24 protein-coding genes are annotated in these 26153 nt (G+C 56.6%); 16 read left to right on the plus strand and 8 right to left on the minus strand.

Annotated elements, in window-relative coordinates; all coding sequences use genetic code 11:
- Positions 1–4 precede the first annotated feature (4 nt).
- Together ABLV76_RS06115 and ABLV76_RS06120 are read right to left on the minus strand one after the other, a co-directional pair.
- Positions 5–1024, minus strand: coding sequence for a LacI family DNA-binding transcriptional regulator (locus ABLV76_RS06115; protein ID WP_043519228.1), 1020 nt, complete (start codon positions 1022–1024; stop codon positions 5–7).
- On the minus strand, positions 1021–1791 hold the full coding sequence (locus tag ABLV76_RS06120; protein WP_004206319.1) for a ribonuclease Z: 771 nt from the start codon (positions 1789–1791) through the stop codon (positions 1021–1023). Before ABLV76_RS06120 ends, ABLV76_RS06115 begins: the two co-directional genes overlap by 4 nt.
- A 162-nt stretch (positions 1792–1953) precedes the next feature.
- Here ABLV76_RS06120 and ABLV76_RS06125 point away from each other — a divergent pair, with 162 nt between their 5' ends.
- The 4 genes from ABLV76_RS06125 to ABLV76_RS06140 are packed head-to-tail and all read left to right on the plus strand — an operon-like array spanning position 1954 to position 5902.
- A complete protein-coding gene (locus ABLV76_RS06125; RefSeq protein WP_004206321.1) occupies positions 1954–2985 on the plus strand; it encodes an ABC transporter ATP-binding protein in 1032 nt (343 codons plus the stop codon).
- 29 nt (positions 2986–3014) lie between these two features.
- Positions 3015–4154 carry an extracellular solute-binding protein gene (locus ABLV76_RS06130; RefSeq protein WP_004206323.1) on the plus strand — a complete coding sequence of 380 codons (1140 nt, stop codon included), beginning with the start codon at positions 3015–3017 and terminating at the stop codon, positions 4152–4154.
- 60 nt (positions 4155–4214) lie between these two features.
- Positions 4215–5045, plus strand: a complete 831-nt coding sequence (locus ABLV76_RS06135) for an ABC transporter permease subunit (protein ID WP_004206325.1) — start codon at positions 4215–4217, stop codon at positions 5043–5045.
- The gene (locus tag ABLV76_RS06140; protein WP_348878235.1) at positions 5045–5902 is read left to right on the plus strand and encodes an ABC transporter permease subunit; all 858 of its coding nucleotides are present in this window, start codon (positions 5045–5047) and stop codon (positions 5900–5902) included. Before ABLV76_RS06135 ends, ABLV76_RS06140 begins: the two co-directional genes overlap by 1 nt.
- 46 nt (positions 5903–5948) lie before the next feature.
- Here the strand turns inward: ABLV76_RS06140 and ABLV76_RS06145 are convergent, their stop codons facing one another.
- Positions 5949–6230 carry a YjcB family protein gene (locus ABLV76_RS06145; RefSeq protein WP_348878230.1) on the minus strand — a complete coding sequence of 94 codons (282 nt, stop codon included), beginning with the start codon at positions 6228–6230 and terminating at the stop codon, positions 5949–5951.
- A 509-nt stretch (positions 6231–6739) separates the two neighbouring features.
- On the opposite strand from ABLV76_RS06145, the gene ABLV76_RS06150 reads away from it, so the two are divergent.
- Positions 6740–8344 carry an EAL domain-containing protein gene (locus ABLV76_RS06150; protein ID WP_065802845.1) on the plus strand — a complete coding sequence of 535 codons (1605 nt, stop codon included), beginning with the start codon at positions 6740–6742 and terminating at the stop codon, positions 8342–8344.
- On the opposite strand, the gene soxS is transcribed toward ABLV76_RS06150, so the two are convergent.
- Complete coding sequence (gene soxS / locus ABLV76_RS06155; protein ID WP_023291646.1) at positions 8329–8658, minus strand: superoxide response transcriptional regulator SoxS; 330 nt, start codon at positions 8656–8658, stop codon at positions 8329–8331. The two genes, ABLV76_RS06150 and soxS, sit on opposite strands and share 16 nt — an antisense overlap.
- Before the next feature lie 84 nt (positions 8659–8742).
- On the opposite strand from soxS, the gene soxR reads away from it, so the two are divergent.
- The 4 genes from soxR to ABLV76_RS06175 all read left to right on the plus strand — a co-directional run bounded on the left by soxR (position 8743) and on the right by ABLV76_RS06175 (position 13663).
- Complete coding sequence (soxR, locus tag ABLV76_RS06160) at positions 8743–9201, plus strand: redox-sensitive transcriptional activator SoxR (protein WP_004206331.1); 459 nt, start codon at positions 8743–8745, stop codon at positions 9199–9201.
- 259 nt (positions 9202–9460) lie between these two features.
- On the plus strand, positions 9461–10129 hold the full coding sequence (locus tag ABLV76_RS06165) for a glutathione S-transferase (RefSeq protein ID WP_017900107.1): 669 nt from the start codon (positions 9461–9463) through the stop codon (positions 10127–10129).
- Positions 10130–10519: 390 nt separating this feature from the next.
- Positions 10520–11869, plus strand: coding sequence for an NCS2 family permease (locus ABLV76_RS06170; protein WP_122542255.1), 1350 nt, complete (start codon positions 10520–10522; stop codon positions 11867–11869).
- 147 nt (positions 11870–12016) lie between these two features.
- Complete coding sequence (locus ABLV76_RS06175) at positions 12017–13663, plus strand: Na+/H+ antiporter (RefSeq protein WP_002885082.1); 1647 nt, start codon at positions 12017–12019, stop codon at positions 13661–13663.
- A gap of 162 nt (positions 13664–13825) precedes the next feature.
- On the opposite strand, the gene ABLV76_RS06180 is transcribed toward ABLV76_RS06175, so the two are convergent.
- The gene (locus ABLV76_RS06180; protein WP_004177821.1) at positions 13826–14707 is read right to left on the minus strand and encodes a LysR family transcriptional regulator; all 882 of its coding nucleotides are present in this window, start codon (positions 14705–14707) and stop codon (positions 13826–13828) included.
- A gap of 105 nt (positions 14708–14812) precedes the next feature.
- Between ABLV76_RS06180 and ABLV76_RS06185 the strand changes: the two genes are divergently transcribed.
- The 7 genes from ABLV76_RS06185 to ABLV76_RS06215 all read left to right on the plus strand — a co-directional run bounded on the left by ABLV76_RS06185 (position 14813) and on the right by ABLV76_RS06215 (position 21964).
- Entirely contained in the window at positions 14813–15220 is a 408-nt protein-coding gene (locus ABLV76_RS06185) for a CidA/LrgA family protein (protein ID WP_002885086.1), read from the plus strand.
- Positions 15217–15906: an LrgB family protein gene (locus ABLV76_RS06190; RefSeq protein ID WP_002885088.1), complete on the plus strand. Its 690-nt coding sequence runs from the start codon at positions 15217–15219 to the stop codon at positions 15904–15906. The genes ABLV76_RS06185 and ABLV76_RS06190 overlap by 4 nt, the downstream gene beginning before the upstream one ends.
- 510 nt (positions 15907–16416) lie before the next feature.
- Positions 16417–16974 carry a fimbrial protein gene (locus tag ABLV76_RS06195; protein WP_004192602.1) on the plus strand — a complete coding sequence of 186 codons (558 nt, stop codon included), beginning with the start codon at positions 16417–16419 and terminating at the stop codon, positions 16972–16974.
- Positions 16975–17034: 60 nt separating this feature from the next.
- Positions 17035–17724 carry a fimbrial assembly chaperone gene (locus ABLV76_RS06200; RefSeq protein ID WP_348878231.1) on the plus strand — a complete coding sequence of 230 codons (690 nt, stop codon included), beginning with the start codon at positions 17035–17037 and terminating at the stop codon, positions 17722–17724.
- The gene (locus ABLV76_RS06205) at positions 17678–20263 is read left to right on the plus strand and encodes a fimbria/pilus outer membrane usher protein (protein WP_348878232.1); all 2586 of its coding nucleotides are present in this window, start codon (positions 17678–17680) and stop codon (positions 20261–20263) included. Before ABLV76_RS06200 ends, ABLV76_RS06205 begins: the two co-directional genes overlap by 47 nt.
- Positions 20264–20298: 35 nt before the next feature.
- A complete protein-coding gene (locus tag ABLV76_RS06210) occupies positions 20299–20847 on the plus strand; it encodes a fimbrial protein (protein ID WP_004151734.1) in 549 nt (182 codons plus the stop codon).
- 19 nt (positions 20848–20866) lie between these two features.
- Positions 20867–21964: a type 1 fimbrial protein gene (locus tag ABLV76_RS06215; protein ID WP_002885139.1), complete on the plus strand. Its 1098-nt coding sequence runs from the start codon at positions 20867–20869 to the stop codon at positions 21962–21964.
- Positions 21965–22011: 47 nt separating this feature from the next.
- Here ABLV76_RS06215 and actP read toward each other — a convergent pair whose 3' ends face one another.
- The 3 genes from actP to acs form a co-directional block, all read right to left on the minus strand.
- Entirely contained in the window at positions 22012–23664 is a 1653-nt protein-coding gene (actP, locus tag ABLV76_RS06220) for a cation/acetate symporter ActP (protein ID WP_348878236.1), read from the minus strand.
- Entirely contained in the window at positions 23664–23975 is a 312-nt protein-coding gene (locus tag ABLV76_RS06225; protein WP_004206350.1) for a DUF485 domain-containing protein, read from the minus strand. Before ABLV76_RS06225 ends, actP begins: the two co-directional genes overlap by 1 nt.
- Before the next feature lie 184 nt (positions 23976–24159).
- Positions 24160–26118: an acetate--CoA ligase gene (gene acs, locus ABLV76_RS06230; protein ID WP_004206352.1), complete on the minus strand. Its 1959-nt coding sequence runs from the start codon at positions 26116–26118 to the stop codon at positions 24160–24162.
- Positions 26119–26153 lie beyond the last annotated feature (35 nt).

A 26153-nucleotide genomic window follows, 5' to 3' on the forward strand; every position in this document is an offset into this window, starting at 1 on the left:
GCTCTCAGATAACAAAGGGCGACGTGCGCCGGTGAATTAACGTCACCTCCACCCAGGTGGTGCGTGAAGGTTGTAAAGGGTCGGCGGCGCGCTCCTGCAGCCGGGTAAGCGCCTGGCGGGAAATCGCCGCCACATCCTGATGTAGGGTGGTGAGCTGGTAGCTATATTGCGCGGTCGGCGGCGTGTTATCAAAACCAATCAGCTGGTAATCCTCAGGCGCCTGTTTGCCGCGCTGGCGCATTCCATCGAGAAAGCCACAGGCAAGCTGGGCATTGGCGCAAAAGATCCCCTCAGGCACCTCGCCAGCGAGCGCCGCGGCCTGCTCACCGCCGACGTAGCCCTCTTCCGGACAGGCGAGGTGCGCCAGGTCGCGTTCGATGTTCACTCCGCGCGTCTGTAGCGCCCGGCTGAACGCTTCCCCGCGCATGCGTCCGGCCCAGGTGGAAGGGTGAGTATTGAGCCAGCCGAAGCGCCGACAGCCGCTGCGCAACAGCTGGTCGGCGGCCAGCTCGGCGCCAGCGGCGTTATCAGAGCAGACATAATCCACCCCGGGGATCGTCGGTTGACGGTTAATGCCCACCACCGGAATATGCTGGTGAACGCACTCGTTCACCAGCGCTTCCGGCGGCTGGCCGGAGGTAACGATAACTCCGGAGACGCGAAACTGAGCGAAACGGCGCAGGGTGTGCGCCAGATCCTGCTCGCTATGGATCTCGCTCACCAGCGCCTGAAAGCCCTGGCGTTGGATCTCGTTGAGCAGGGCATCAAGCAGGGCGCTGCGAAAAGGATCGCTGATGCGCGAGACGATCACGCCGATTAAGTGGCTGCGCTGGCGGTTCAGCCCCTGGGCGAGGAAATTAACCTGATACCCCAGCTCTTCGGCGGCGCGCAACACCCGCGCCCGGGCATCGGGAGAGATGCTGCCGTTGCTGCTCAACGCCCGGGACACCACCGCCCGGGAGACGCCCGCTCGCCGGGCAACGTCCTGGGCAGTGACGCTGGGTTTACGGGGTGCAGGGCTCATAGGATATGCGCCTCGTCGTTAAACGTGGGACGCGGCAACGTTAAGGCGAGCCCATCCCGGGAAACGAATAAACCCGGCCACGGCTGGCAGGCCTGCTTCAGCGCCGGCAGGGAAGCGTCCTCGCAGTGATAGAGCCCCAGCGCCGGGAGCTGCAGCGTTCTGAACAGCATCAGGCAAGAGGGGAAATCGCCATGAGAGGCGTCATCGTCCAGAGCCGCCACCGAGGCACACTCCTGAAACGCCAGCCCGGCGCCGGCCATCAGGGCCATCGAGTCGGCGGTCGGCCGGCCATCGCCGCTGTAAAACAGTGTCTGCCCGGCAATGGTGATACGGATGGCGCGATTACTCAGCTCATGCTGGGTGGGGGCAGTACGGATCTGCCAGTCCTGCCACGTCCAGGCGTCGCGACACGCTTGCCAGTCGAGGGTGAAGCCAAGCTCCGCCTGCGGCCAGTTCGCCAGCGCGGCCAGCTGCTTGAGCACCGGCTGCTGCGCCGGCTGGCAGTAGATAATCAACGGCTTCTGGCGGGAGCCGCTTTTCCAGTAATTCAGCAGCGCCGTCAGACCGGTGCAGTGGTCCGGATGAACGTGGGTGAAGTAGATCGCGTCGATATCGTTGACCCCGCCGCCGCGCTGCCAGAGCGCGCGGGGAACGGTGGGGCCGCAGTCGATTAACCACTGTTTGTTGTCCGCGTCGATTACCCGCAACGCGGAAGTATTTTGCGTGCAGGAAAAGGCGCTCCCGCAGCCAAGCACATCTATTTTCATTTACCCTCGCCAAAAATTTTTGCCGCTTAATTAAATTGTCATAAATACCCGACAAAGTAGGCTCACATCATGTCGAGTCAACGTTGCATTTTTTTTACAGCTAAATGAACACGTGTTCATACCAATAAAAAATGCCCGCAACAGCGCTTTCAGGTAGCGAATATGAGTTATTTAAAGATCTCTGGCCTTAAAATTAGTTATGGCGATAAAGTGGTTTTACATAATATCGATCTGGCGGTCGAGCAGGGGGAGATGATCGCCCTGCTCGGCCCTTCCGGATGTGGAAAAACCACCCTGCTGAATGCCCTCTGCGGTTTTATTCCGGTGGAAAGCGGGGAGATCGCCATCGCCAGCCGATCGATCACCCATCAGGCGCCGGAGCAGCGCAATATCACCATGGTGTTTCAAAGCTACGCCCTGTGGCCGCACCTGACGGTGGCGCGCAATATTGGCTATGGCCTGAAGCTGCGCAAATGGCGCGGGGCGGATATCACACGGCGAGTGGCGGAGCTGCTACGGATCGTCAATCTCGACGGGCTGGCTGACGTGAAGGTGACCGAACTCTCGGGCGGCCAGCGGCAGCGGGTGGCGCTGGCGAGGGCGCTGGCGATAGAGCCTCAGGTGCTGGTGCTGGATGAGCCGTTATCTAATCTGGATGCCAAAGTGCGGCTCAATGTGCGCCATGAAATTAAATCTCTGCAAAAGAAACTCGGCTTTACGTCATTAATTGTCACCCACGATCAGCAGGAGGCATTAGTGATGGCGGACCGAATTGCGGTATTAAACCAGGGGCGAATTGAGCAAACCGGCACGCCGGAACAAATATATCAGCGACCCGCGACACCCTTCGTCGCTGATTTTATGGGCGCCGATAATAAAATAACCTCTGATGAAATATCCGCTGCCGCAATATCCGGTTTATCCGCTGCTCAGCAGGGTGAAAAAGTCATTTATTTTCGCAGCGCCGATGCCACGCTCGCTGAATTAACGCAGCCCGCGCCGCAGGAAGGGCTCGCCCTGGAGGGGATGGTGGAGCAGAGCGCGTTTCTGGGCAATCTGTATCGCCACAGCGTGCGCTGTCATGACCGCCTGCTGCAGGCCGACTCCGCTCAGTGCTGGCCGACGAAAAGCCGCGTCAGGCTCCATGTGCCGATGCCGGCCCTCCATATTTTTCCTTTACCACTATCACAGTGATATCAGCGTGTTCATTCTGGGGACAATCCATGTTTACTAAGACGAAAGCAGCGATCTTAACGACCCTCTGCCTGAGCGTTAGCGCCCAGGCCGACACCTTTCTTAACGTCGCCACCGCGGGCGATCAGAATATGGTGGATTACGTGAAAACCTGGCTGGGGCCAAAATTTGAAGCCGCTCATCCCGGCGTCAAGGTGCGGGTGATCGGTACCGGCCCAGGCGACGCCGGGTCGAATAAAATTAGCGAGAAGCTGAGCGCCCAGCAGGAGAGCGGCGCGCAGCAATGGGATATCGACGTCGCCGTGGTGCATCAGAAGGCGGGCGGGGAGCAGGTGGAAAAGGGATTGCTGCAAAAATATCGCCAGGATATTCAGACCGGCGGCATGGTGAGCTCGCCGAGCGCCACCCAGGCGCTGGGCGTTAACGTCGACGGATACGTCATGCCGATGTTCTTAAGCCAGACCGCTATCGCCTGGAACAGCGATCTCGTCAATACGCCACCGGCGTCGTATGACGAGCTGGTGGCCTGGACGCAGAAACATCCTCAGGCTTTTGGCTATAACGGCATCAAGAACGGCATGTCCGGCGTTAGCTTTGTGGTGGGCTGGATCTACGCCTACGGGACCGACGCCGAGCGCCTCTCCTCCGCGCCTTATGATAAAAGCGTCGAAAAGGGCTGGCAGCAAGCCTATGAGAAACTGAAGGCGTTCAATAAAAATGTCACTTTCACTCCGGGCAACGCTGGTACGCTCGACATGCTAAGTCGGGGAGAGATTGCCATGGGCCCGGTATGGGTCGACATGTTCTATAGCTGGAAAGATCAGGGCAAGCTGCCGCCATCGATTAAGCTCGCTTTACTGGCCCCGGGCATGCCGGGTCAGCCGATGTATTACGTCATTCCGGCGAAAGCGGCGAATCCGCAGCTGGCGCGCGACTTTATCGCGCTGGCCACCAGCCCGGAAGTGCAGGCGCAGGGGATCGTTAAGCAGTTCAACTGGTATCCGGGCATCGACGCCGGGCAGGTGAAGCCGAAGCTGGATGCAGCGACCTGGCAAAAACTGTTTGCCGAAATCTCGCCAGAAGCGTTGGCGAAGTATGGCAAAAGCTTCCCGATCGCTCCCTACTTTGACGATATCAAAGAGGGTTACGAAAGCCAGGTGGCCAATTAACCCTTTTTCCAGCCCGGGTCGCCGACCCGGGCGCTTGCTTGTGCCAACGCCAGGTTCTTTATGTCCAGTTCATTAAAATATTTGCTGCTGGTTGCCCCGGCCGCGCTGATGGTCGCGATCTTGTTTTTGTATCCGCTGGGGTTTTCGCTGGTCTCGGCGTTTACCGCGCCGGGACAGCCGTTCACCCTCGATCATTTTCGCAAGGTCTACGCGCTTTACGCCAACGATGTGCTCTTTTCGCTGCTTATCGTGCTGATCTCGGTGGCGTTGTTAGCGCTGATCGCCATTACCCTGTCGGCAGTGATTGCGCTGTCGCCTTGCCGGCCCGTTGTTCGCCTGCTGGGTTTTTTGTATCGCCTGCCGCTGTTTATTCCTTTTATCGTCGTCGCTCAGATGATGCGCACTTTTCTCGCCAAAAATGGCCTGATGAACAATGCGCTGGTGGCGGCCGATCTGGTCAGGCCGCTGGAGACCCTCTCCTGGCTGGGATGGAAGGGAATTGTCATTACCTTTGTCTGGAAGCAGCTGGCCTTTGCTACGCTGTTGATCTGCGGAGCGATGGCGGCGCTGGAGCCGTCGCAGATCCTCGCCGCACGTAACCTTGGCGCCTCCCGGCCGCGGCTGCTGTTCGATATTATGCTGCCGCAGGTCCTGCCGACCATCGGCGTGGCGCTGGTGCTGTCGACGGTAACCATGATGTCGGTGCTGTCGGTACCGCTGATGATCGGCGTGGGGACGCCGACGATGCTGACCGTGGATATGGCGTTTCGCGTCAATTCCTATGGTGATTACGCGGTGGCGAATGCGCTTGGCGTGGTGTCGCTGGCGATCTGCGGCGCGCTGTCGTGGTTTTACCTGCGCCATAGCCTGCAGCAAAAAGGCGGTGAATGATGAAAGCGCTGAACCTTGCTTCCTCTCCGTCATGGTGGGTAAGAGGACGCCGTAAAGTGAACGCCAGCCCGGTGCTGCAGACCCTGCTGCTGCTGTTTATGCTGCTGGCGATGTTTGGCCCGCTTCTGAACCTGTTGATCTGGACCGTAGCGGAAAGCTGGTATTTTCCCCATTCGCTGCCCAGCCAGTGGGGCCTGAAGTACTGGTATCAGGTTTTCAATCCGTACAGCGATGTCTCCAGCTCGCTGTTAACCAGCATACTGATCGCCCTGCTGTCGGTGGGGGTCTGTTTGCTGATTTCCGTTCCCGCCGGCTATGCGCTTTCCCGGCGGAAAATGCCGCTGCGGGTGCTGTTTATGCTGCTGTTTCTCCTCCCGCAGGCCTTTCCCAACCTGACGGTATACATGAATATTGCTCGTCTGTTTTACCAGTGGGGCTTGAACGGAACTATCGCGGGGGTGGTGCTGGTGCATAGCGTCCATGGTCTGATGTACTCGGTGTGGGTCTGTGTGGCCGCGTTTTCAGCCATCGACCCGCTGCTGGCGCGGGCATCGCGTAACCTGGGCGCCGGACCGGTGTATACCTTCTGGCACATCGTGCTGCCGCAGGCGGCGCCAGGGATCGTTGCCGCCTGCATCTTTGTTTTTCTGGAGTCGTTGGATGAGTTTACCGGCTCCTTCTTCGTCGGGGCGCCGGATATCACTACGCTGCCGCTGCTGCTCTATAACGCCAGCATGTCGGGTAACTATCAGGTCTCGTCGATTACCGCGCTGATTTTGCTGGTGCCATCGCTGCTCTTTATGGTGGTGATCCATAAATTTATGCGTCCGGAGATGATGGCGAAATTGGGGAAATAAGAGCTGCAGAAAACGAAAAAGCTTCCCGTCGGGAAGCTTTTTAACCTCAGGTCATCATCATTGGCCATTCTGGCGGCGTCTGACTCATGACTTCAATCATCACATCTTTGATATTGCCCCAGATTTTGGCAATATCGAGCAGGGTGATGCCGAGCAAACCGGTGGCGAACCAGCAGGCGGCGGCAAGGCCGAGGCAGCTGCAGATCACCGCCAGACCGGCGTAATCGCTTTTGCGAAGCTGAATATTCAGTGAGCTGGCGAGAAACATGAGTACTGCGCTCACCAGGGGCCAGCGGAACAACACGACACTGGTAGTAATGGAAGCCATTAACCTATCCTCAAAGAAAGTCGGGGAGCCATGGACGACCTGGCGCGACTGACGATGGCATAGCGCTCTGGTCTCAACTGGCGTACTAGAGAGTGATGAAACGCCATTTCTGTTTCATCAACTTGTGTGAAATATATCACACTTGGCGCTTTCTTCACCAGTCAAAAAATGAGCTTTCGCTGCGTTTAATAGCAATGTTATTTGTGTGGATATTAGTGAGCAACCCCCGCTGATCTTATTTTCATTGCCTTGCTAATGATTATTATTCTGCGGGTTTTATTACCTGTTCTTGTTTATTACACGGAGAAACCGAGTCAGATACGCGTCTATTCTTAATCTTGGCGGAATATCTTCCGAATACCTGATAAATAAGTATTATTCTTCACCATCAGGGGTAAAGCTGACGCCCGTGAGGGCTGGCAGAAAATCTGCTGATGTCTATCGCAGTCGCGATTGCTAACGTGTTTGGTCTACCTTAATTAAGGCATATCGCATGGATGTAAGCGTAAATGGGTGACAGTGCGCCGCATAAGGCGCTAAGGCTCATCGGAACGGGTTTGGTTATTTTATTGCCAGTGGTACTGGCATTGTGGTTTGCCCAGCTGCGGGCGAAAGCCGAAACCATTGATCAATTACACTCATTTTCGCAGCTGGCGCTGCAAAAAACGGAAATGGTCATCCGCGAAGCGGATCAGGCCCGGGCGAAAGCCAGCCAGTATCGCGGGGAGCTATGCTCAGCGGACCATCAGCGTTATTTATTGCATATCGTTCGTGGCCTGCTGTATGTGGAAGATCTGATCTACGCTAACGGCCAGCGCTTTATCTGTTCAACGTCCGTTCATCAGCAAACCGGCTGGCGGATGCCGGCGGCCAATTACACCAAAAAGCCGGATGTCGCGATTTACTATTACCGGGACACGCCGTTTTATCCGGGCTTTGCCATGAATTATATGCAGAAGGGGCCCTATGTGGTGGTGGTCAATCCCTTCTCGTACAGCTCGGTAATCGCCAGCGATCGCGATTTAGCCTATGGCGTATTTGATACCAAAACCAACCTCTTTTTCTCGGTCAGTAACAATGTCGAGCCCGCGGAACTTCATGCGTTGATTCGCGAAGGCGATACCTTTTTTAATCAGAATGGCCGGGTGTATACGATAGCCCGCTCCGCTATCCGGCCGATCGCCGTCATTATGTCCACCTCGCGGGCCAGCTATTATCACAACTTTTGTGACCAGGCCAGCCTGACGCTGCCGCTGGGGATCATTTGCAGTATTTTACTGGTGCTGGTGTGGTCGCGCACCCGCCGGGAGTATCACTCGCCGCGCAATATGCTGCAGCGGGCTCTGAGCTGCCGCCAGCTGCGCCTGCACTACCAGCCGATTATCGATATTAAAAATAACCGCTGCGTCGGAGCGGAAGCGCTGCTGCGCTGGCCAGGGTTTGACGGCCCGGTGATGAACCCGGCGGAGTTTATTCCGCTGGCGGAAAATGAAGGCATGATTGCCCAGGTGACGGACTACGTGGTGGATGAGCTGTTTTACGAAATGGGCGAGTTTCTTGCCAGCCATCCGCAGCTGTACGTGGCGATCAATCTCTCTGCGTCGGATTTCCACTCGGCGCGGCTGATTTCACAGATCAGTGAGAAAGCGCGCAGCTATGCGGTCTGTATCGGACAGATCAAAATCGAAGTTACCGAGCGGGGGTTTATCGATGTGCCGAAGACCACGCCGGTGATCCAGGCGTTTCGCGAAGCGGGCTATGAAATTGCCATCGATGATTTCGGCACCGGCTACTCGAATCTGCATAATCTGCACGCCCTGAACGTCGATATCCTTAAAATCGATAAAACCTTCGTTGATACGCTGACCACCAACAACACCAGCCACCTCATTGCCGAGCACATCATCGAGATGGCGCGCGGGTTGCGTTTAAAGACTATCGCGGAAGGCGTGGAGACGCCGGAGCAGGTAAGCTGGCTCTACAAGCGCGGCGTGCAGTATTGCCAGGGCTGGCTGTTTGCGAAAGCGATGCCGGCGCGGGAATTTATGCAGTGGTTAGCCAATGCGCCCGCGCCCGTGAACGTGCCTCAGCCGCCGCGTCACGCGGAGATCTGATGGCGGTAGTCGCTGGGGGTGCGGTCAAACTCCCGGCGGAATACCCGCGAGAAGGTTTGCTGCGAGACATAGCCCAGATCCATAGCGATATCAAAGATCGGCCGCTGGGTGGTTCGCAACGCCTCCGCCGCCAGCAGCAGGCGGCGCTGACGAATATAATCCCCCAGCGTCTGATGCATCACGGTGCGGAACATCCGCTGCAGGTACCACTTCGAGTATCCTGACTTTCTGGCGACTACATCAATGTTAAGTGGTTGATCGATATGTTCATCAATCCATTCAATCAGTGTTTGAATAATATCCTGATGGGACATAAAGCGGCCTCTCTCAATTCTCGATTCGTCGTTTTGTCTGCGGGCGAGTATAATTCCTCAAGTTAACTTGAGGTAAAGCGCTTTATGGAAAAGAAATCACCCCGTATCAAAATGCTGCTGACGCCCGGGGAAGTGGCAAAACGAACCGGCGTGGCGGTCTCGGCCCTCCATTTTTATGAGAGTAAAGGGCTGATCCACAGCCAGCGGAATGCCGGCAATCAGCGGCGCTACCGGCGCGATGTCCTGCGCGCGGTGGCGATTATCAAAATTGCGCAACGTATCGGCATCCCGCTGGCCACCATCGGCGACGCGTTTGGCGTGCTGCCGGAAGGGCACAATCTCAGCGCAAAAGAGTGGAAAATGCTGTCATCACAGTGGCGCGAGGAGCTTGACCGGCGTATCCACACCCTGACGGCGCTGCGCGACCAGCTCGACGGCTGCATTGGCTGCGGCTGTTTATCGCGGCGCGATTGCCCGCTACGCAACCCGGGCGATAAGCTGGGGGAAGAGGGGACCGGCGCCCGGCTGCTGGAAGAGGAGTGATAAAACTAAAGCGCCACAACTGGGCGCTTTAGTTGTTTTCCGGTCTTGGTCTTTCGCATTATCTCGTTGGTTCACGAGAGGGTTTCCCCCGACGTCGACGTCCCTCAGTATTGCGCAATCTGTTGATGGAGGTTCCGGTTTGCGTCGACACTTTAACTATGGCATCTGCCGCCGTTTTTTCCTCACTATTTTGCCGAAATTTTCCCGGCAATCAGCGCCTGTTCCTATAGTTAATTTGAACAAACCACGGGAGAGGCCCATGCTGACGGTACATCATCTTAATCAGTCACGATCGCAACGCGTACTGTGGGCGCTGGAGGAGCTACAGCTGCCTTATCAGATAGTCCGCTATCAGCGGGAAAAGTCGATGCTGGCGCCAGCGGCATTGAAGAAAATCCACCCGCTGGGTAAATCGCCCGTGCTGGAAGACAACGGCTATGTGCTGGCGGAGTCCGGCGCGATCCTTGAGTATTTGCAGGAGAGTTGGGACAGCGATGGGCTGCTGAAGCCGCAGGGCACAGATGACAAACTGCAGTACCGCTTCTGGCTGCACTATGCCGAAGGTTCGCTGATGCCGCTGCTGTTAATGAAGCTGGTGTTCGCCAGCCTCGGCAGACCTCCGGTGCCCTTTGGCGTCCGCTCGCTGGGCTCGCTGCTGGGCAAAGGTATCCAGAAAGCGTGGCTCGATCCCCAACTGGCCACCCATGCGCGGTTCATTGACAACCATCTGGCCACGCGGCCATGGTTTGCCGGCGAGCAGCTGAGCATGGCCGATATCCAGATGAGCTTCCCGGTGATGGCGCTGTTGTCCCGCGGCGGCATGGATGATCTTCGCCATATCGAGGCCTGGCGACAGCGGGTGGAGCAGCGCCCGGCCTGGCAGCGGGCCATCGAGCGCGGCGGCCCCTTCACCTTACCCGGCGCCTGAGGTATCAGCGGATCCGATGACGCGGCTAAATGAAAGCAACTGACTAAAAAATTGTTAGCGGATTGCGCATGGACGATAACGTTTGCGCATCAGCTGGTTATTTTCTGTTCGTCATAAGCGAAATTTAGCGAAATACGATAAACATCGGTTGAAAAGGGTTATCTAAAGGCCGGATAATCGTTTGCCTTTCTGTTTTGCTCCCTCTTTTATCTGCTATCCAGGGGGAGGAGACAAGGTTGACACACCGTAGTGTATGCGTGGAGTTAAACGTTTGCTTTTTTGCAGCCCCCCTGGCGCTGCGATTCGGTACAAGGAGATCGCGTTTAACTGGCAGTGGAGGGTCCACCACGCATACCAACGAACAATAAAAATTTTCAGGGGAAGTTTTCTATGTCTACGCCTTCAGCGCGTACCGGCGGTTCATTAGACGCCTGGTTTAAAATTTCGGCGCGCGGCAGCACCGTGCGTCAGGAGATTGTTGCAGGTCTTACTACCTTTCTGGCGATGGTGTACTCCGTCATCGTGGTGCCGGGCATGCTCGGTAAAGCGGGCTTCCCGCCGGCCGCGGTATTTGTTTCCACCTGTCTGGTGGCGGGCGTTGGCTCGCTGGCGATGGGGCTATGGGCGAATCTGCCAATGGCCATCGGCTGCGCTATCTCGCTGACCGCCTTCACCGCCTTCAGCCTGGTGCTGGGGCAGCACATTAGTATTCCGGTGGCCCTCGGCGCAGTATTCCTGATGGGCGTCCTGTTTACGGTGATTTCGGCAACCGGCATCCGCAGCTGGATCTTGCGCAACCTGCCGCAGGGTGTGGCACACGGTACCGGGATCGGGATTGGCCTGTTTCTGCTGCTGATCGCTGCCAACGGCGTTGGTCTGGTGATCAAAAACCCGCTGGACGGTCTGCCGGTGGCGCTGGGCAAATTTGCCAGCTTCCCGGTGGTGATGTCGCTGATTGGCCTCGCGGTGATCATCGGTCTGGAAAAAATGAAAGTACCAGGCGGTATTCTGCTGACCATTATCGGCGTGTCGATTGTCGGCCTGATTTTCGATCCGAACGTCCATTTCTCCGGGATTTTCGCCATGCCATCCCTGAGCGATGATAAAGGCAACTCGCTGATCGGCAGCCTCGACATCATCGGCGCGCTGAACCCGGTCGTGCTGCCCAGCGTGCTGGCGCTGGTGATGACGGCGGTCTTTGACGCCACCGGTACTATCCGCGCGGTGGCCGGCCAGGCAAACCTGCTGGACAAAGACGGACAGATCATTAACGGCGGTAAAGCGCTGACCACCGACTCCCTGAGCAGCGTCTTCTCCGGTTTAGTCGGGGCGGCGCCAGCGGCGGTGTATATCGAATCGGCGGCGGGTACCGCGGCCGGCGGTAAAACCGGGCTGACCGCGGTGACGGTCGGTGTCCTGTTCCTGCTGATCCTGTTCCTCTCTCCGCTCTCGTATCTGGTACCACCTTACGCGACGGCACCGGCGCTGATGTACGTCGGCCTGCTGATGCTGAGCAACGTGGCGAAAATCGATTTCAACGACTTCGTCGACGCGATGGCCGGCCTGATCACCGCGGTGTTTATCGTGCTGACCTGTAACATCGTGACCGGCATTATGATCGGTTTCGCGACCCTGGTGATCGGCCGCCTGGTCTCCGGCGAGTGGCGTAAGCTGAACCTCGGCACGGTGATTATCGCGGTGGCGCTGGTGGTCTTCTACGCCGGCGGGTGGGCGATTTAAACCCTTTGTGCTCCTCACGGGCGGCTCAGGCCGCCCGTTTTATTTTTAAGCCACATCCTGTTTCCATTTGCGTTAATCTGGGTAGCGTATGATTCACAGGCAAGACGCCTCACAGGTATAAAAGAAAACGCAGCAAACAGGGAACACATGGAAATATTCTTTACCATCCTCATCATGACCCTTGTGGTCTCACTCTCCGGGGTAGTGACGCGCGTACTGCCCTTTCAGGTTCCACTCCCACTGATGCAAATCGCCATTGGCGCGCTTCTGGCGTGGCCGACCTTTGGTTTGCACGTTGAATTTGATCCAGAGCTGTTTCTGGTCCTGTTTATCCCGCCGCTGCTGTTCGCCGACGGCTGGAAAACGCCGACCCGCGAATTCATTGAGCACGGGCGCGAGATCCTTGGCCTGGCGCTGGCGCTGGTGGTCGTGACGGTGGTCGGCATCGGCTTTCTGATCTACTGGATTGTGCCGGGCATTCCGCTTATCCCGGCGTTCGCGCTGGCGGCCGTACTGTCGCCGACTGATGCCGTGGCGCTCTCGGGTATCGTCGGGGAAGGGCGGATACCGAAGAAAATCATGGGCATTCTGCAGGGGGAGGCGCTAATGAACGACGCCTCCGGCCTGGTCTCGCTCAAGTTTGCCGTCGCGGTGGCGATGGGCACCATGGTCTTTACCGTTGGCGGCGCCACCGTAGAATTTCTGAAGGTGGCGATTGGCGGCGTGCTGGCCGGGTTTGTGGTGAGCTGGTCGTATGGCCGCTCGATGCGCTTCCTCAGCCGCTGGGGCGGGGATGAACCCGCCACGCAGATTGTCCTGCTGTTCCTGCTGCCGTTTGCCTCCTATCTGATTGCCGAACATATCGGTGTCTCCGGCATCCTGGCGGCGGTAGCGGCGGGGATGACCATCACCCGTTCCGGCGTGATGCGCACCGCGCCCTTGGCCATGCGCCTGCGCGCCAACAGCACCTGGGCAATGTTGGAGTTTGTCTTCAACGGCATGGTCTTCCTGTTGTTGGGCCTGCAGCTGCCGGATATCCTCTCCAGTTCGCTGGTAGCGGCGGAGGCCGACCCCAACGTTGAGACCTGGATGCTGTTTACCGACATTATCCTGATCTATGCCGCGCTGATGCTGGTGCGTTTTGGCTGGCTGTGGTCGATGCGTAAGCTCAGTCAGCGCTTCCTGAAGAAGAAGCCGATGGAGTTTGGCTCCTGGACCACGCGCGAGCTGCTGATCTCCTCCGTTGCCGGGGTGCGCGGGGCGATTACCCTCGCCGGTGTGCTCTCCATTCCTCTGCTGCTGCCGGACGGGAATGTCTTTCCGGCGCGCTATGAGCTGATTTTCCTCGCCGCCGGGGTGATCCTGTTCTCGTTGTTCGTTGGGGTGATTGCGCTGCCGATCCTGCTGCGTCACATTGAATCGAGCGATAATGTGCAGCAGCGGAAAGAGGAGCGTCTGGCGCGCGCGGCGACGGCGGACGTGGCGATTGTGGCGATCCAGAAGATGGAAGAGCGGCTGGCGGCGGATACCAAAGAGAATATCGATACCCAGCTGCTGACCGAAGTCAGTTCGCGGGTGATCGGTAACCTGCGCCGGCGCGCCGATGGGCGTAACGACGTGGAAACCTCTATGCTCGAAGAGAGTCTGGAACGCCGCTTCCGCCTGGCGGCGCTGCGCTCTGAGCGCGGCGAGCTGTATCATCTGCGCGCCACCCGGCAGATCAGTAACGAGACGCTGCAGAAGCTGCTCCACGATCTCGACCTGCTGGAAGCGCTGTTAATCGAAGATCAATAACCTGTCATCCGGATAGCGCGACATTCATTCGGGCTACCGGCGAGACCGCAGTAAATGTGTAGCCCCGGTAAGCGTTAGCGCGACCGGGGGAAACCCGGGCAGCGGCGCAAGCGCCTGACCCGGGCTACCCCTTCCCTTGCGGAACGCGTTGTCACCAGGGAATTATTCCAGCCAGAACGCTTTGCTGCACGCCAGCCAGGCCTCAGCGCTGCGCGACATATATACGCCTTCCCGCCAAATCATCCCCAGCTCCCAGCGCAGCTCGCTTTGCAACGGGATCCAGCAAAAATTCTGCCGGTCGAGACGCTGGCAAATCGGCTCCGGCAGGATCGCCACGCCAATGCCGGCCTGCACCATGGCGGCGAGAAAATCCCACTGGCCGCTGCGCACCGCGATACGTGGCTTCACGTCATGCTCGGCAAACAGCCGCATCAGCTGCTGGCTAAGGGCAAATTCCTCGTTGTAGATAACCAGCGGATGCGACGCCAGCTCGGCCGGCGAGAGCGAGGTTTTACCTTCCCACTCCGCGGTTCTTGGCGTCAGGACGCACAGCGGGTGATTGAACAACGGCAGAATGGTGAGGCTGCTATCCTCCTCGACAGGCAGGGCGGTCATCGCCATATCAAGTTCGCCATTGCTGACCGCCTGCTGGACCGTCAGGCCGCCAAACTCGGCGATCTTCAGCTCGACGCCCGGATAGCGCTGGCGGAAGCGACTGATCGGCTCGGCCATCAGCATCCCGACCATCGGCGGAATGCCAAGCCGCAGCACCCCTTTATGCAGGTGGTTGATATCGCTCAGCTCTGACTCCAGCTGGCTGAACTCGCCCAAGATCGCCTGGCCGCGTTCAAAAACGACGCGCCCGGTATCGGTGAGCAGTAGTTTGCGGCCGTCGCGGATCAACAGCGTGCAGTTCAGCTCATCTTCGAGATTCTTGAGCATCTTGCTGATGGTGGGCTGTGTGACAAACAGCTTTTCCGCCGCGCGAGTAAAACTCTGCTGACGAACCACTTCAACGAAATAGCGCAGCGTTCGGATATCCATAATTATTCCCTGAGACTATACCTGCGATGATTTTAATTCATTTCTGTCCGCTTCGGCGGCTCTCTATACTGCTCGCCTGACTTCTTTTTTTCAGGACTATCGCACATGGCCTTCGCGCCAGCTCGCGTTGCCCCCGCCGTGGCGCAACGACTTCAGATCCCGGTACAGGTACTTCTCTACGTCGGGTTATTCATCTTCGCACAATATCTGGTGAACAGGTGGCAGGTACCGCTGCCGGCTAACCTGGTCGGCATGGTGATGCTCCTGCTGCTGATCGTCTGCCGGGTGATACCGGTAAGCTGGGTGCGCGCCGGCGCCCGCTGGCTGCTGGCGGAGATGCTGCTGTTTTTCGTCCCGGCGGTGGTCGCGGTGGTGAACTACGCCCAGCTGTTGATGGTCGATGGTTGGCGGATATTTCTGGTGATTGCCTTAAGCACGCTGATGGTGCTCGGCGCCACCGCCTGGGTCGTTGACAAGGTCTATCGTTACGAAGTGGGCAGGTTAAAAAAATGAGCGATGCCGTGCTGAGTATCCTGTGCCTGGTGGCGACGCTGGTCCTCTATTACGCCAACAAAAAACTGTATCGACGTTTTCATAAACTCCCTCTGATGCCGCTGGTGTTCACGCCGATCCTGCTGGTGCTGATTCTGGTGGTAGGCCATATCTCTTATCAGAGCTATATGGGAGAGACCCACTGGCTGCTGTGGCTGCTGGGCCCGGCGACCATCGCCTTTGCCGTTCCGGTGTATGAAAATGTCGCGGTGATTAAACGCCACTGGATGTCGCTCAGCGCCGGGGTGGTGACGGCGGTAGTGGTGGCTGTCACCAGTTCCGTATGGCTGGCGCGCGGGTTTATGTTGTCTGATGAAATTCAGCGTAGCCTGGCGGTGCGCTCGGTGACCACGCCCTTTGCGCTGGCGGCGGCGAAACCGCTCGGCGGTCAACCCGATCTGGTGGCGCTGTTTGTGGTGATCACCGGCGTGTTTGGCATGGCGGTGGGAGATATGCTGTTCTTACGTCTTGCTATCCGGGAGGGGATGGCGAAAGGAGCCGGGTTCGGCGCGGCTTCCCATGGTGCGGGAACGGCGCGCTCGTATGAGCTGGGCCAGCAGGAGGGCGTGGTGGCCAGCCTGGTGATGATGCTGTCAGGCGTAGTGGTGGTGCTGGCTGCGCCGGTCGTCCGCTGGCTGCTGTTTTAACATTATCGCCAGAGTGAATGTTAATAAATATTGAGGAGAGGAATAGCTATCGGCTATTCCCTGTTTTTGTTATTGATGTATTTAACGGTTCATCATAAAAGATTAAGCCAATTCTTATATCAGCACTGACTTTGTAACTAAATGTTTCTCTGCATGCCCGTATTTAATTATGGGGTAAATATTATATAAATATCCAATTATCTTTGCGAATTTTATAACTTTATAACTATTTGATTTTTATGGTTTTGAGTATGGCCACTCATGCGTTGCGATGTTATGTCGCAAAAAATCAATTTTTACATTAATAATTGAGTTCTTACCTCATGCTAGTTATTATTTTTACGCGAGCTTGTATTATTGAATGGATTCAAATGCTGGTCGTTTATTTATGAATAATATTAATTGTCATAAACCATATGTCATGTAAATACATGCATGACGCCGCGCTGCTTGAATTTCATTCTCTAATATCGCTGCATAAAGCAATTGACGGACTGATTGTCGTTTATAATGGATATGGGAATAAATATGAAGATGAGTAAAAAATTTCTGGCGGGTGCCCTGATTTTCTCTGCCTGCAGCGCGCTGTCTACCGTTGCGCAGGCTGATAACACCATTACCTTTAATGGTATTGTTTCCGATACCACCTGTACGGCGACCATTGATGGCGGTGTAACGGCTATTGATATGGGCACCACCTCAGTGGCGGATCTGAAAGCGTATACCTTCGGCGCTGCCAAGAACTTCTCCTTTAGCTTAGCTGATTGCCCGACCGCGGAAGAAGGTGGCAACAGTATCGCCCGCGTCACTTTTGGCGGTGTTTCCGATACCGCGAACAGCGATTATTTTAAAAACCAGGCAACTGATGAGCCGGCAACCGGCGTCGCTGTGGCCCTTTTCGACGAAGCGGGCAATGTGATGAAGAATAACGAAGAGGGTTCTGATGTTGATATCTCTTCGGGTGCAGCAACCATTCCGTTCACCGTTAAAATGGTGAAATCGGGTGATGCCGATCCGACGAAAGGTACCGTTCAGACAACCGTGACTTATAACGTGACCTATCATTAATTCGGCTTCTTGTTGAATGGAGAAAGGGGAATCGCCTGCTATTCCCCTTAAATTAAACATATGAGATATCCTTTTTTTGCGATCGGTTTATTGCTGTCTTCTTCCTTCGCGCAGGCCAGCGTGGTCGTTGGCGGTACGCGTCTGGTTTTTGATGGTACGAAAAATAACGCTGTAATAACGGTTGAAAATAAAGATCAGAACAGCAATATCGTTCAGTCCTGGCTCTCGGTGGTTGATGCAGCCTCACCCGCCAAAGACGCATTTATTATTACGCCGCCGCTGTTTCGTCTCAAAGCCGGGGAGAAAGGATTTGTCCGCGTAGTTCGATCAGGAAAGAAATTACCCGACGATCGCGAGTCGATGTTTTGGCTCAATATTAAAGGGATCCCGGCAACAGAGTATGTACCTGATAAGAATGTCGTACAGTTTGCGATTAATTCGAAAATAAAATTGATTTATCGACCCGCTGCGTTAAAAGGTAATACACCGGAAGCGTACGCTGAAAAATTACAGTGGGGGAAAGAGGGGACGTCGGTGACGGTAAAAAATAACTCACCGCTGTATATGAATTTCTCACAGGTTAGCCTTAACGGTAAAAATATTTCTGGTGCATGGTTTGCAGCCCCGTTTTCGACTTTAAAAATACCCGTCAGGAGTAACCTGTCCTCGGCAGGAAAAAAAGAAATCACATGGAGCGTGATTAATGATTATGGTATGTCAGGGAAGAAATATACCGCTCTTATTCAGTAGCATTGAGCCGCTATTTCCAACTAAAAGTCTCTGCGTCGCTATTTTTCTGTGCCTGAGTACCCTACCTACTTGCGCTGAGGCCGGCGAATATTTCAACCCAAACCTACTCGAAGTCACCGCTAATAGTGCGACTTCAGTTGATCTGTCTTATTTTTCGCAAGATGGCGTACCGCCGGGTACTTATTACCTGGATGTTTTCATCAATGATAAGTATGTCGGTTCTGAATCGCTCCTGTTTCAGGTAAATAACCCTGACGCTGGTGCAAACGCAACGGTGACTCCCTGTCTTTCTACGGAGTTTCTTCATTCATGGCTCATCAATACCGCCGCCTATCCGAAGCTGTTCGAGGCAGGAAAAACCTGTGCTCAGCTGTCGGCGATCCCGGGCGTGACGTTTACGGTTTCACTTGCCCAACAGCGGATAGATTTTACCGTCCCACAAGCCGCCATGCTGAACCGCCCCAGGGACTATGTGCCGGAGAGCCAGTGGCAGCAGGGGATTAACGCCGGTATTCTCAACTACAGCATTTCCGGGCAGCGTAATGCGCCGCGGCATAACGGCGCCACTATCGACAGTCAGTTCGTCAGCCTGCAGCCAGGGCTGAATCTGGGACCATGGCGCCTGCGCAACTACAGCACCTATAGCCACAGCGATAACAACAGCCGCTGGGAGTCGGTTTACTCCTATCTTGCCCGCGATATTCACACCCTACGCAGCCAGCTGGTGGTCGGTAATACGTATACCTCTTCCGGCATTTTCGACAGTTTGAGTTTTACCGGTCTGCAACTCAGTTCGGACAAAGAGATGCTGCCGGATAGCCTGCATGGCTTTGCGCCGACGATTCGAGGGATCGCGCGCACCACCGCGGAGGTCTCGGTTTATCAGAATGGTTACAGCATTTATAAAACCACCGTCGCTCCCGGCGCCTTTGAAATTAACGATCTGTACGCCACCGGCAGCGCCGGCGATCTGTACGTCAAAGTTAAAGAGTCTGACGGCAGCGAGCAAAACTTTGTGGTGCCTTTCGCGTCGCTGGCGATCCTGCAACGTGAGGGCCAGCTGGACTATGCGCTGAGCAGCGGCAGGACGCGATCGGGTAGCTCCGACGATAAAGAATATAACTTTATTCAGTCTTCCCTGGCCTATGGCGCCACCAGCAACATCACTTTTTATACTGGTTTCCAGCAGGCGGAAGATAAATACACCAACCTGTTGTTAGGCGCTGGCTTTAACCTCGGTACTATCGGTGCGCTGTCGTTTGATGGCTCTCAGTCGTGGGCCGACGTGAAAACCAGCGATACGGCCTCGTCAACCAGTAAAGAGCAAGGGCAATCGTATCGCGTCCGCTTCAGTAAAAGCTTTCTGCAGACGGGCACCAGCTTTTCCGTGGCCGGTTATCGCTACTCCACCTCGGGATATTATTCGTTTCAGGACTTTGTCGATAACTCTTCCACACAGCGCGACTGCTGTACGCAGAGCGGCAGAACGAAAGGCCGGTTTGACGCATCGTTGTCGCAGACGCTGTTTGGCTATGGTTCGCTCTCGCTTTCGTTGGTCAATGAGACCTACTGGGACAGTTCGCGTATGGAATCGGTGGGCGTGGGCTATAGCGGGTCGATTGGCAAGGCCTCCTACTTTATTAACTATTCCTATAACCGCAATGTGCAAAGCATCGATGACAGCGACAATAACCGGCCGGCCAGCGATACCGTCATCTCCCTGACGTTAAGTATTCCGCTTGGCGAGACGCTCTCGGCAAATTACACCATGAACCATGGTCGACATAACGATACCACGCACAGCGTGGGGCTCAACGGCTCGGCGTTTGAGGATCGTTCCCTGAACTGGAGCGTACTGGAAGGGTACAACACGCAGGATAAAAGCACCTCCGGCAACCTCAGCGTCAACTACCAGGGCTCGAAAGGGGATGTAGCTGGCGGCTATGGCTACGACCGCTACAGCAATCACTACAACTATTCGCTGCGCGGGGGCATGGTCGCCCATGCGGGCGGACTCACGCTATCACGCTTTCTGGGCGAGAGTTCTGCGCTGGTCGAAACGCCTGGCGTCAGCGATGTGACAGTGCGCGGTCAGACAAACGTGACGACGGATGCCGCCGGATATGCGGTGGTGCCTTACGTCCGTCCGTACCATCGTAACAGCCTGGCGCTGGATGAACAGGAAATACCTGGCGCTGAAGTGGATAACGTCGCCAGAACGGTGGTTCCGACGCGCAATGCGATCGTCAAAGTGAAGTACGACACGCGAATTGGCTATAAGGCGATGCTCACCCTGCGTACCCGCAATGGCGTGGTGCCTTTCGGCGCGCTGGTGACCCTCGATAATGATCACGGTAGCGCGTCGCGCAGCAATATCGTTGGCGATGAGGGGCAGGTGTATCTAACGGGGCTGCAGAAAAAAGGCCAGCTGTTAGCGCGCTGGGGGGAGAAAAGCAGTGAGCAGTGCACCGTTCATTATGACTTCTCCGGCATGGCCCTTGGCGACGATATTCTGTTCTATCAGGCCGAATGTCGGTAATGGATGCAGGTTTTCAACATGGAAGAGGGGCTGATATGAATATGCGAGACGGCAGCACAAGGGGCCTCCTGGTGGCCATTTTGCTGCTCTCCCTTCCGGCGCTGGCTTATGAGGGCAGCAGCACGGTCAATTTTAACGTCACGGGCACCATCGAAGCGCCTTCCTGTGAGGTGGCCGTGGAGCCGTCGAACAGTATCGATTTAGGCACCGTCTCCTCGCAGACGTTCTCCGGACATGCCGGGGCGAGCGGCGCCAGCGTGCCGGTTAAGCTGGTCTTTTCCAGCTGTTCCGCCGATGCGTCGGCGGTGACCATCGCGTTTAGCGGCACCAGCTTCGATAGCACCCACGCTTCAATCTATAAAAACTTCCAGACTGGCAGCAACGGTGCCAGCGGCGTCGGTTTGCAGCTGCAGAGCATGGCCGACCAGCAGCCCCTTGGCCCCGGCGACCAGTATCTCTATACCTTTGGGGACGATGCGGATATCCATACCTTTAATATGGTGGCACGTATGTTTTCGCCTTATGGCCAGGTAAGGTCCGGGATGGTCGGGTTTACCGCCACGTTCGATGTGGCCTACAAATAACGTTTCGACAGGGATGGGTATGAAAAAACTGATCTTATTGCTCATATTGGCACTGTGTCCCGTCTATAGCTGGGCGGCCTGCACGGGAACCAACTATGGCGATGTCTCGATGACCAACCTGCCGGAAAAGATCCTGGTCAATGCCGGGAGCTATACCGCAGGGACGGTACTGTATGACTCGGGGAAGATTACGCGCTCGCAAACGGAATTGCTTAACTGTGAGGGGAGCACCTACGCGGTTTTTGCCTGGTCCTCGAACAATGCCGGGGCACTGATAGGGGATAATATCTATGCCACCTCGGTGCAGGGGATCGGTATCCGCGTCAAGGTGTGGCTCAATATCAGCGGTGAATATGGCGATGACACCGATGATTTCAGCCCCGACTCGCAGGTGCATTATATTGGTGATGTGAATTATTACCTCGGAAAGCCGACAGGTCTTTTCGACTCTTTCGCGTCGACTCATTATACCCCAGCGTATCAGCTGCAGCTGGTGGCCACCGGCGGCGCCATCGCCAGCAAGAGTCAATTATCGTTCAGCGACCCGGTGGCCACGGTATCGGCCAAGGATAAAAAGGGGACCATCGCTATTTCACAACTGCACATCAGCGGCACCACCAGCATCCAGCTAATCCCGATGGGGTGTATTGTCGGTAGCAATAATCTCAGTTTTTCCATGGGCAGCATCAATGCCAGTGAGTTTAATACCGCGACGAAGGTGGGTAGCGCGCGGCAGTCTCTGAGCCTCTCCTGCGAGCCGGGAACTAACGTTTCGATGCGTGTGGCGGCTGCTTCTGCAAGCGGGGATAACCCTGACAATACGGTGATGGCCCTCACGGCGGAACAGAATGCCGCCACTGGCGTGGGAGTGCAGTTAAATTTGAATGGCAAAGCACTGCCGTTAAATACCGATATCAGCCTCTATACTTCGAGCCGCGCGACGGTGACCAACAGCGGCGCGGATGCCAGCTACAGCTATTTCACCAACCCCGACAGCCCCGGAGGCGCAGCGGCCATGCAGACGCTCGCCTTATCCACTAACTATTACAGGACGGGGAGCGCGGTGACCGCGGGGACAGCCAACGCCACCGGGGTGATCACCTTTACTTATAACTGAGGGGGAGAATCCCTTCCCCGAACGATGCCGGGGAAGGGAGAGGACAATTAATGCGCCTGGCCGCGTTCGATACCGATCCCGGTTTGTGAACGGATAAACTGGGCGCGGAACTGCTCGCGCTCGCGCATCCCTTCCGGTGAGTTATCGGTGGCGGAGAAGACCCAGATGCCAATGAACGCGATGGCAATGGAGAACAGCGCCGGATATTCATACGGGAACAGCGCTTTCTCATGGCCGAGGATCTGCACCCAAATGGTAGGGCCGAGGATCATCAGAATGACCGCAGTCAGCAGGCCCAGCCAGCCGCCGACCATCGCGCCGCGGGTGGTCAGCTTCGACCAGTACATCGACAGCAGAATAATCGGGAAGTTACAGCTGGCGGCGATGGAGAAGGCCAGGCCGACCATGAAAGCAATATTCTGATTTTCAAACAGAATACCCAGCAGAATGGCCACCACCCCAAGGATCAGCACGGTGATCTTGGAGACCTTCAGCTCCTGACGCTCGGTCGCGCCCTTGCGGAAGACGTTGGCGTACAGGTCGTGCGACACCGCTGACGCGCCGGCGAGGGTCAGGCCCGCCACCACCGCCAGGATAGTGGCGAAGGCTACCGCAGAGATAAACCCGAGGAACAGGTTGCCGCCAACCGCATCCGCCAGGTGCACCGCCGCCATGTTATTGCCGCCGATAAGCTGTCCGGCCGCGTCTTTAAACGCCGGGTTCGCGCCGACCAGCATGATGGCGCCGAAGCCGATGATAAAGGTCAGGATATAGAAATAGCCCATAAAACCGGTGGCGTAGAAGACGCTTTTACGCGCTTCTTTGGCGTCGCTCACGGTAAAGAAACGCATCAGGATATGCGGCAGGCCGGCGGTACCAAACATCAGACCGAGGCCAAGGGAGAGCGCGGATATCGGATCTTTCACCAGCCCGCCTGGGCTCATAATCGCCGCGCCTTTCGGGTGGACGGCCATCGCTTCGGTAAACAGATTATTGAAGCTGAAGCCGACGTGCTTCATCACCATAAAGGCCATAAAGCTGGCGCCGAACAGCAGCAGAACCGCTTTGATAATCTGCACCCAGGTGGTCGCCAGCATGCCGCCGAACAGGACATAGAGCACCATCAGGACGCCCACCAGCACCACCGCAACGTGATAGTTAAGGCCGAACAGCAGCTGGATCAGCTTGCCGGCGCCAACCATTTGGGCGATCAGATAGAGGGCCACCACCACCAGCGAGCCGCAGGCGGAGAGGGTGCGGATCGGTCCCTGTTTGAGACGATAGGACGCCACGTCGGCAAAGGTGTAGCGGCCAAGGTTGCGCAGACGTTCGGCAATCAGAAACAGGATAATCGGCCAGCCGACAAGGAAGCCCAGCGAGTAGATCAGACCGTCGTAACCGGAGGTATACACCAGCGCGGAGATACCAAGGAACGACGCTGCCGACATAAAGTCGCCGGCAATCGCCAGCCCGTTCTGGAAACCGGTGATATTGCCGCCGGCGGTGTAGTAATCGCTGCGCGAACGCACCCGTTTTGACGCCCAGTAAGTGATGTACAGGGTCAGGGCGACGAAAATCAGGAACATGACAATCGCTTGCCAGTTGGTCGGCTGGCGCTGTACCGCGCCGGTAATGGCGTCTGCGGCCTGAACGCCGAGGGGCAGCAGCGTGGCGGCGAGCGCCGTCAGGACTCTCTTGATCATGCTTTTACCTCGTTGAGAACGCTCTTGGTCAAACGGTCAAATTCACCGTTGGCCCGCCAGACATAAATACCGGTGAGAACAAACGAAATGACGATCACCCCGATGCCCAGCGGGATCCCGCGGGTGACGCTGGTCCCGGCGTGCAGCGGCGTGCCGAGCCAGCCTGGCGCGAAGGCGATAAGCAGAATAAAGCCCACATAGATCACTAACATAATCACTGACAGAATGGCGGCAAACCGTTGCCGTGATGCTACCAGCTCCCTGAAATGCGCACTATTTTCTATCCGCTGACAAAGTTGTTCATTCATCTTAGCGTCTCCAGAGGTCTCCCTTTCGTCATCCACGCAGCGGACGCTGGCGACAGCAACCCCTCCGGCGTTAAAGGCCGGGATACGGTTCGCTGACGGCGTTCCTGCGAGTGAAATCCTGGGGGAGGGACTTATTTTTATCCTCTCCCCGGTGGGGGAGAGGGTGTAGGGAATCGGTCCTTACTTAAGAAGGCATGGTAATGGCCTGCTTCTCTTCGAGCAGTTTTTCCACTACGCCAGGATCGGCGAGCGTCGAGGTATCGCCGAGGTTGCTGGTGTCGCCCGCGGCGATCTTGCGCAGAATGCGGCGCATGATTTTGCCCGAGCGGGTTTTTGGCAACGAATCGGTCCAGTGCAGAACATCCGGCGTCGCCAGCGGGCCAATCTCTTTACGCACCCAGTTACGTACTTCCGCATACAGCTCCGGCGTCGGTTCTTCACCGTGATTGAGCGTCACGTAGGCGTAGATAGCCTGGCCCTTGATGTTGTGCGGAATACCGACCACTGCCGCTTCGGCGATTTTCGGGTGCGACACCAGCGCCGATTCGATCTCGGCAGTACCCAGACGGTGGCCGGAGACGTTCAGTACGTCATCCACGCGGCCGGTGATCCAGTAATAGCCATCTTCATCTCGGCGCGCGCCGTCGCCGCTAAAGTACATATTTTTGAAGGTGGAGAAGTAGGTTTGCTCAAAGCGCTCATGATCCCCGAACAGGGTACGCGCCTGGCCGGGCCAGGAGTCGGCGATGGCAAGATTGCCCTCGGTGGCGCCATCCAGCGGCAGCCCTTCGTTATCCACCAGCACCGGCTGAACGCCGAAGAACGGGCGGGTAGCGGAGCCAGCCTTCAGCTCAATCGCCCCCGGCAGCGGGGTGATCATAAAGCCGCCGGTTTCGGTCTGCCACCAGGTGTCCATCACCGGGCACTTCTCGTTACCGATCTTCTTCCAGTACCACTCCCAGGCTTCCGGGTTAATGGGTTCGCCGACCGAGCCGAGAATGCGCAGCGAGGAGCGGTCTGTGCCTTCGATAGCCTTGTCGCCTTCCGCCATCAGGGCACGGATCGCCGTCGGAGCGGTATACAGAATGCTGACCTTATGCTTATCGACGACCTGGCACATACGCGCCGGGGTTGGCCAGTTCGGCACCCCTTCGAACATCAGAGTGGTGGCGCCGCAGGCCAGCGGGCCGTACAGCAGATAGCTGTGGCCGGTGACCCAGCCGACATCGGCGGTGCACCAGTAAATATCGCCCGGGTGGTAATCGAAAACGTATTTAAAGGTGGTGGCCGCGTAGACCAGATAGCCGCCGGTGGTGTGCAACACCCCTTTCGGTTTACCGGTGGAGCCAGAGGTATAGAGGATGAACAGCGGATCTTCGGCGTTCATCTCGACGGGGCGGTGTTCGGCGCTGGCGTTCGCCATCAGATCGCTCCACCACAGATCGCGGCCTTCCTGCCAGTCGATTTTACCGCCGGTACGTTTCAGGACCACGACGTGTTCAATGCTGTTTACGTTCGGGTTTTTCAGCGCGTCATCGACGTTTTTCTTCAGCGGGATGGCGCGACCGGCGCGCAGCCCTTCATCCGCGGTGATCACCAGGCGCGAGCTGGAGTCGATAATGCGTCCGGCCACTGCCTCCGGCGAGAAGCCACCGAAAATCACCGAGTGGATGGCGCCGATGCGGGCGCAGGCCAGCATCGCCACCGCGGCTTCCGGCACCATCGGCATATAGATGGCGACCACGTCGCCTTTTTTAATCCCGAGGCCGAGCAGCACATTGGCGAAGCGGCACACGTCCGCATGCAGTTCACGGTAGGTGATGTGCTTGCTCTGGCTGGCGTCGTCGCCTTCCCAGATGATGGCGGTTTGATCGCCGCGCTCGGCGAGGTGGCGGTCGAGGCAGTTGGCGGCGAGGTTCAGGGTGCCGTCTTCATACCATTTGATGGAAATGTTACCTGGCGCGAAGGAGGTATTCTTCACGCGGGTGTAGGGGCGCATCCAGTCAAGGATTTTCCCCTGCTCGCCCCAGAATGTATCAGGGTCGGTTATGGATTGTTGATACTGCGCCTTGTACTGATCCGGGTTAATCAGGCAACGTTCCGCAATGTTAGCGGGAATAGGGTGTTTGTGTATTTGGCTCATGGCTTTTTTTCTCCTTTGAACTTGTTAAATATATG

The organism is Klebsiella sp. GB_Kp047 (assembly GCF_040065235.1).
GTDB lineage: Bacteria > Pseudomonadota > Gammaproteobacteria > Enterobacterales > Enterobacteriaceae > Klebsiella > Klebsiella quasipneumoniae.

Excerpts from the sequence above, each read along its gene's own strand:
- ABLV76_RS06200 (WP_348878231.1), top strand. The coding sequence starts at position 17,035 with ATGAGATATCCTTTTTTTGCGATCGGTTTATTGCTGTCTTCTTCCTTC.
- ABLV76_RS06175 (WP_002885082.1), top strand. The coding sequence starts at position 12,017 with ATGGAAATATTCTTTACCATCCTCATCATGACCCTTGTGGTCTCACTC.
- ABLV76_RS06150 (WP_065802845.1), top strand. The coding sequence starts at position 6,740 with ATGGGTGACAGTGCGCCGCATAAGGCGCTAAGGCTCATCGGAACGGGT.
- ABLV76_RS06145 (WP_348878230.1), bottom strand. The coding sequence starts at position 6,230 with ATGGCTTCCATTACTACCAGTGTCGTGTTGTTCCGCTGGCCCCTGGTG.
- ABLV76_RS06165 (WP_017900107.1), top strand. The coding sequence starts at position 9,461 with ATGCTGACGGTACATCATCTTAATCAGTCACGATCGCAACGCGTACTG.
- soxS (WP_023291646.1), bottom strand. The coding sequence starts at position 8,658 with ATGTCCCATCAGGATATTATTCAAACACTGATTGAATGGATTGATGAA.
- ABLV76_RS06120 (WP_004206319.1), bottom strand. The coding sequence starts at position 1,791 with ATGAAAATAGATGTGCTTGGCTGCGGGAGCGCCTTTTCCTGCACGCAA.
- soxR (WP_004206331.1), top strand. The coding sequence starts at position 8,743 with ATGGAAAAGAAATCACCCCGTATCAAAATGCTGCTGACGCCCGGGGAA.
- ABLV76_RS06195 (WP_004192602.1), top strand. The coding sequence starts at position 16,417 with ATGGATATGGGAATAAATATGAAGATGAGTAAAAAATTTCTGGCGGGT.
- ABLV76_RS06215 (WP_002885139.1), top strand. The coding sequence starts at position 20,867 with ATGAAAAAACTGATCTTATTGCTCATATTGGCACTGTGTCCCGTCTAT.
- ABLV76_RS06225 (WP_004206350.1), bottom strand. The coding sequence starts at position 23,975 with ATGAATGAACAACTTTGTCAGCGGATAGAAAATAGTGCGCATTTCAGG.
- ABLV76_RS06115 (WP_043519228.1), bottom strand. The coding sequence starts at position 1,024 with ATGAGCCCTGCACCCCGTAAACCCAGCGTCACTGCCCAGGACGTTGCC.
- ABLV76_RS06170 (WP_122542255.1), top strand. The coding sequence starts at position 10,520 with ATGTCTACGCCTTCAGCGCGTACCGGCGGTTCATTAGACGCCTGGTTT.
- ABLV76_RS06190 (WP_002885088.1), top strand. The coding sequence starts at position 15,217 with ATGAGCGATGCCGTGCTGAGTATCCTGTGCCTGGTGGCGACGCTGGTC.
- ABLV76_RS06180 (WP_004177821.1), bottom strand. The coding sequence starts at position 14,707 with ATGGATATCCGAACGCTGCGCTATTTCGTTGAAGTGGTTCGTCAGCAG.
- ABLV76_RS06140 (WP_348878235.1), top strand. The coding sequence starts at position 5,045 with ATGAAAGCGCTGAACCTTGCTTCCTCTCCGTCATGGTGGGTAAGAGGA.
- ABLV76_RS06185 (WP_002885086.1), top strand. The coding sequence starts at position 14,813 with ATGGCCTTCGCGCCAGCTCGCGTTGCCCCCGCCGTGGCGCAACGACTT.
- ABLV76_RS06130 (WP_004206323.1), top strand. The coding sequence starts at position 3,015 with ATGTTTACTAAGACGAAAGCAGCGATCTTAACGACCCTCTGCCTGAGC.
- ABLV76_RS06125 (WP_004206321.1), top strand. The coding sequence starts at position 1,954 with ATGAGTTATTTAAAGATCTCTGGCCTTAAAATTAGTTATGGCGATAAA.
- ABLV76_RS06205 (WP_348878232.1), top strand. The coding sequence starts at position 17,678 with ATGATTATGGTATGTCAGGGAAGAAATATACCGCTCTTATTCAGTAGC.
- ABLV76_RS06135 (WP_004206325.1), top strand. The coding sequence starts at position 4,215 with ATGTCCAGTTCATTAAAATATTTGCTGCTGGTTGCCCCGGCCGCGCTG.
- ABLV76_RS06210 (WP_004151734.1), top strand. The coding sequence starts at position 20,299 with ATGAATATGCGAGACGGCAGCACAAGGGGCCTCCTGGTGGCCATTTTG.
- acs (WP_004206352.1), bottom strand. The coding sequence starts at position 26,118 with ATGAGCCAAATACACAAACACCCTATTCCCGCTAACATTGCGGAACGT.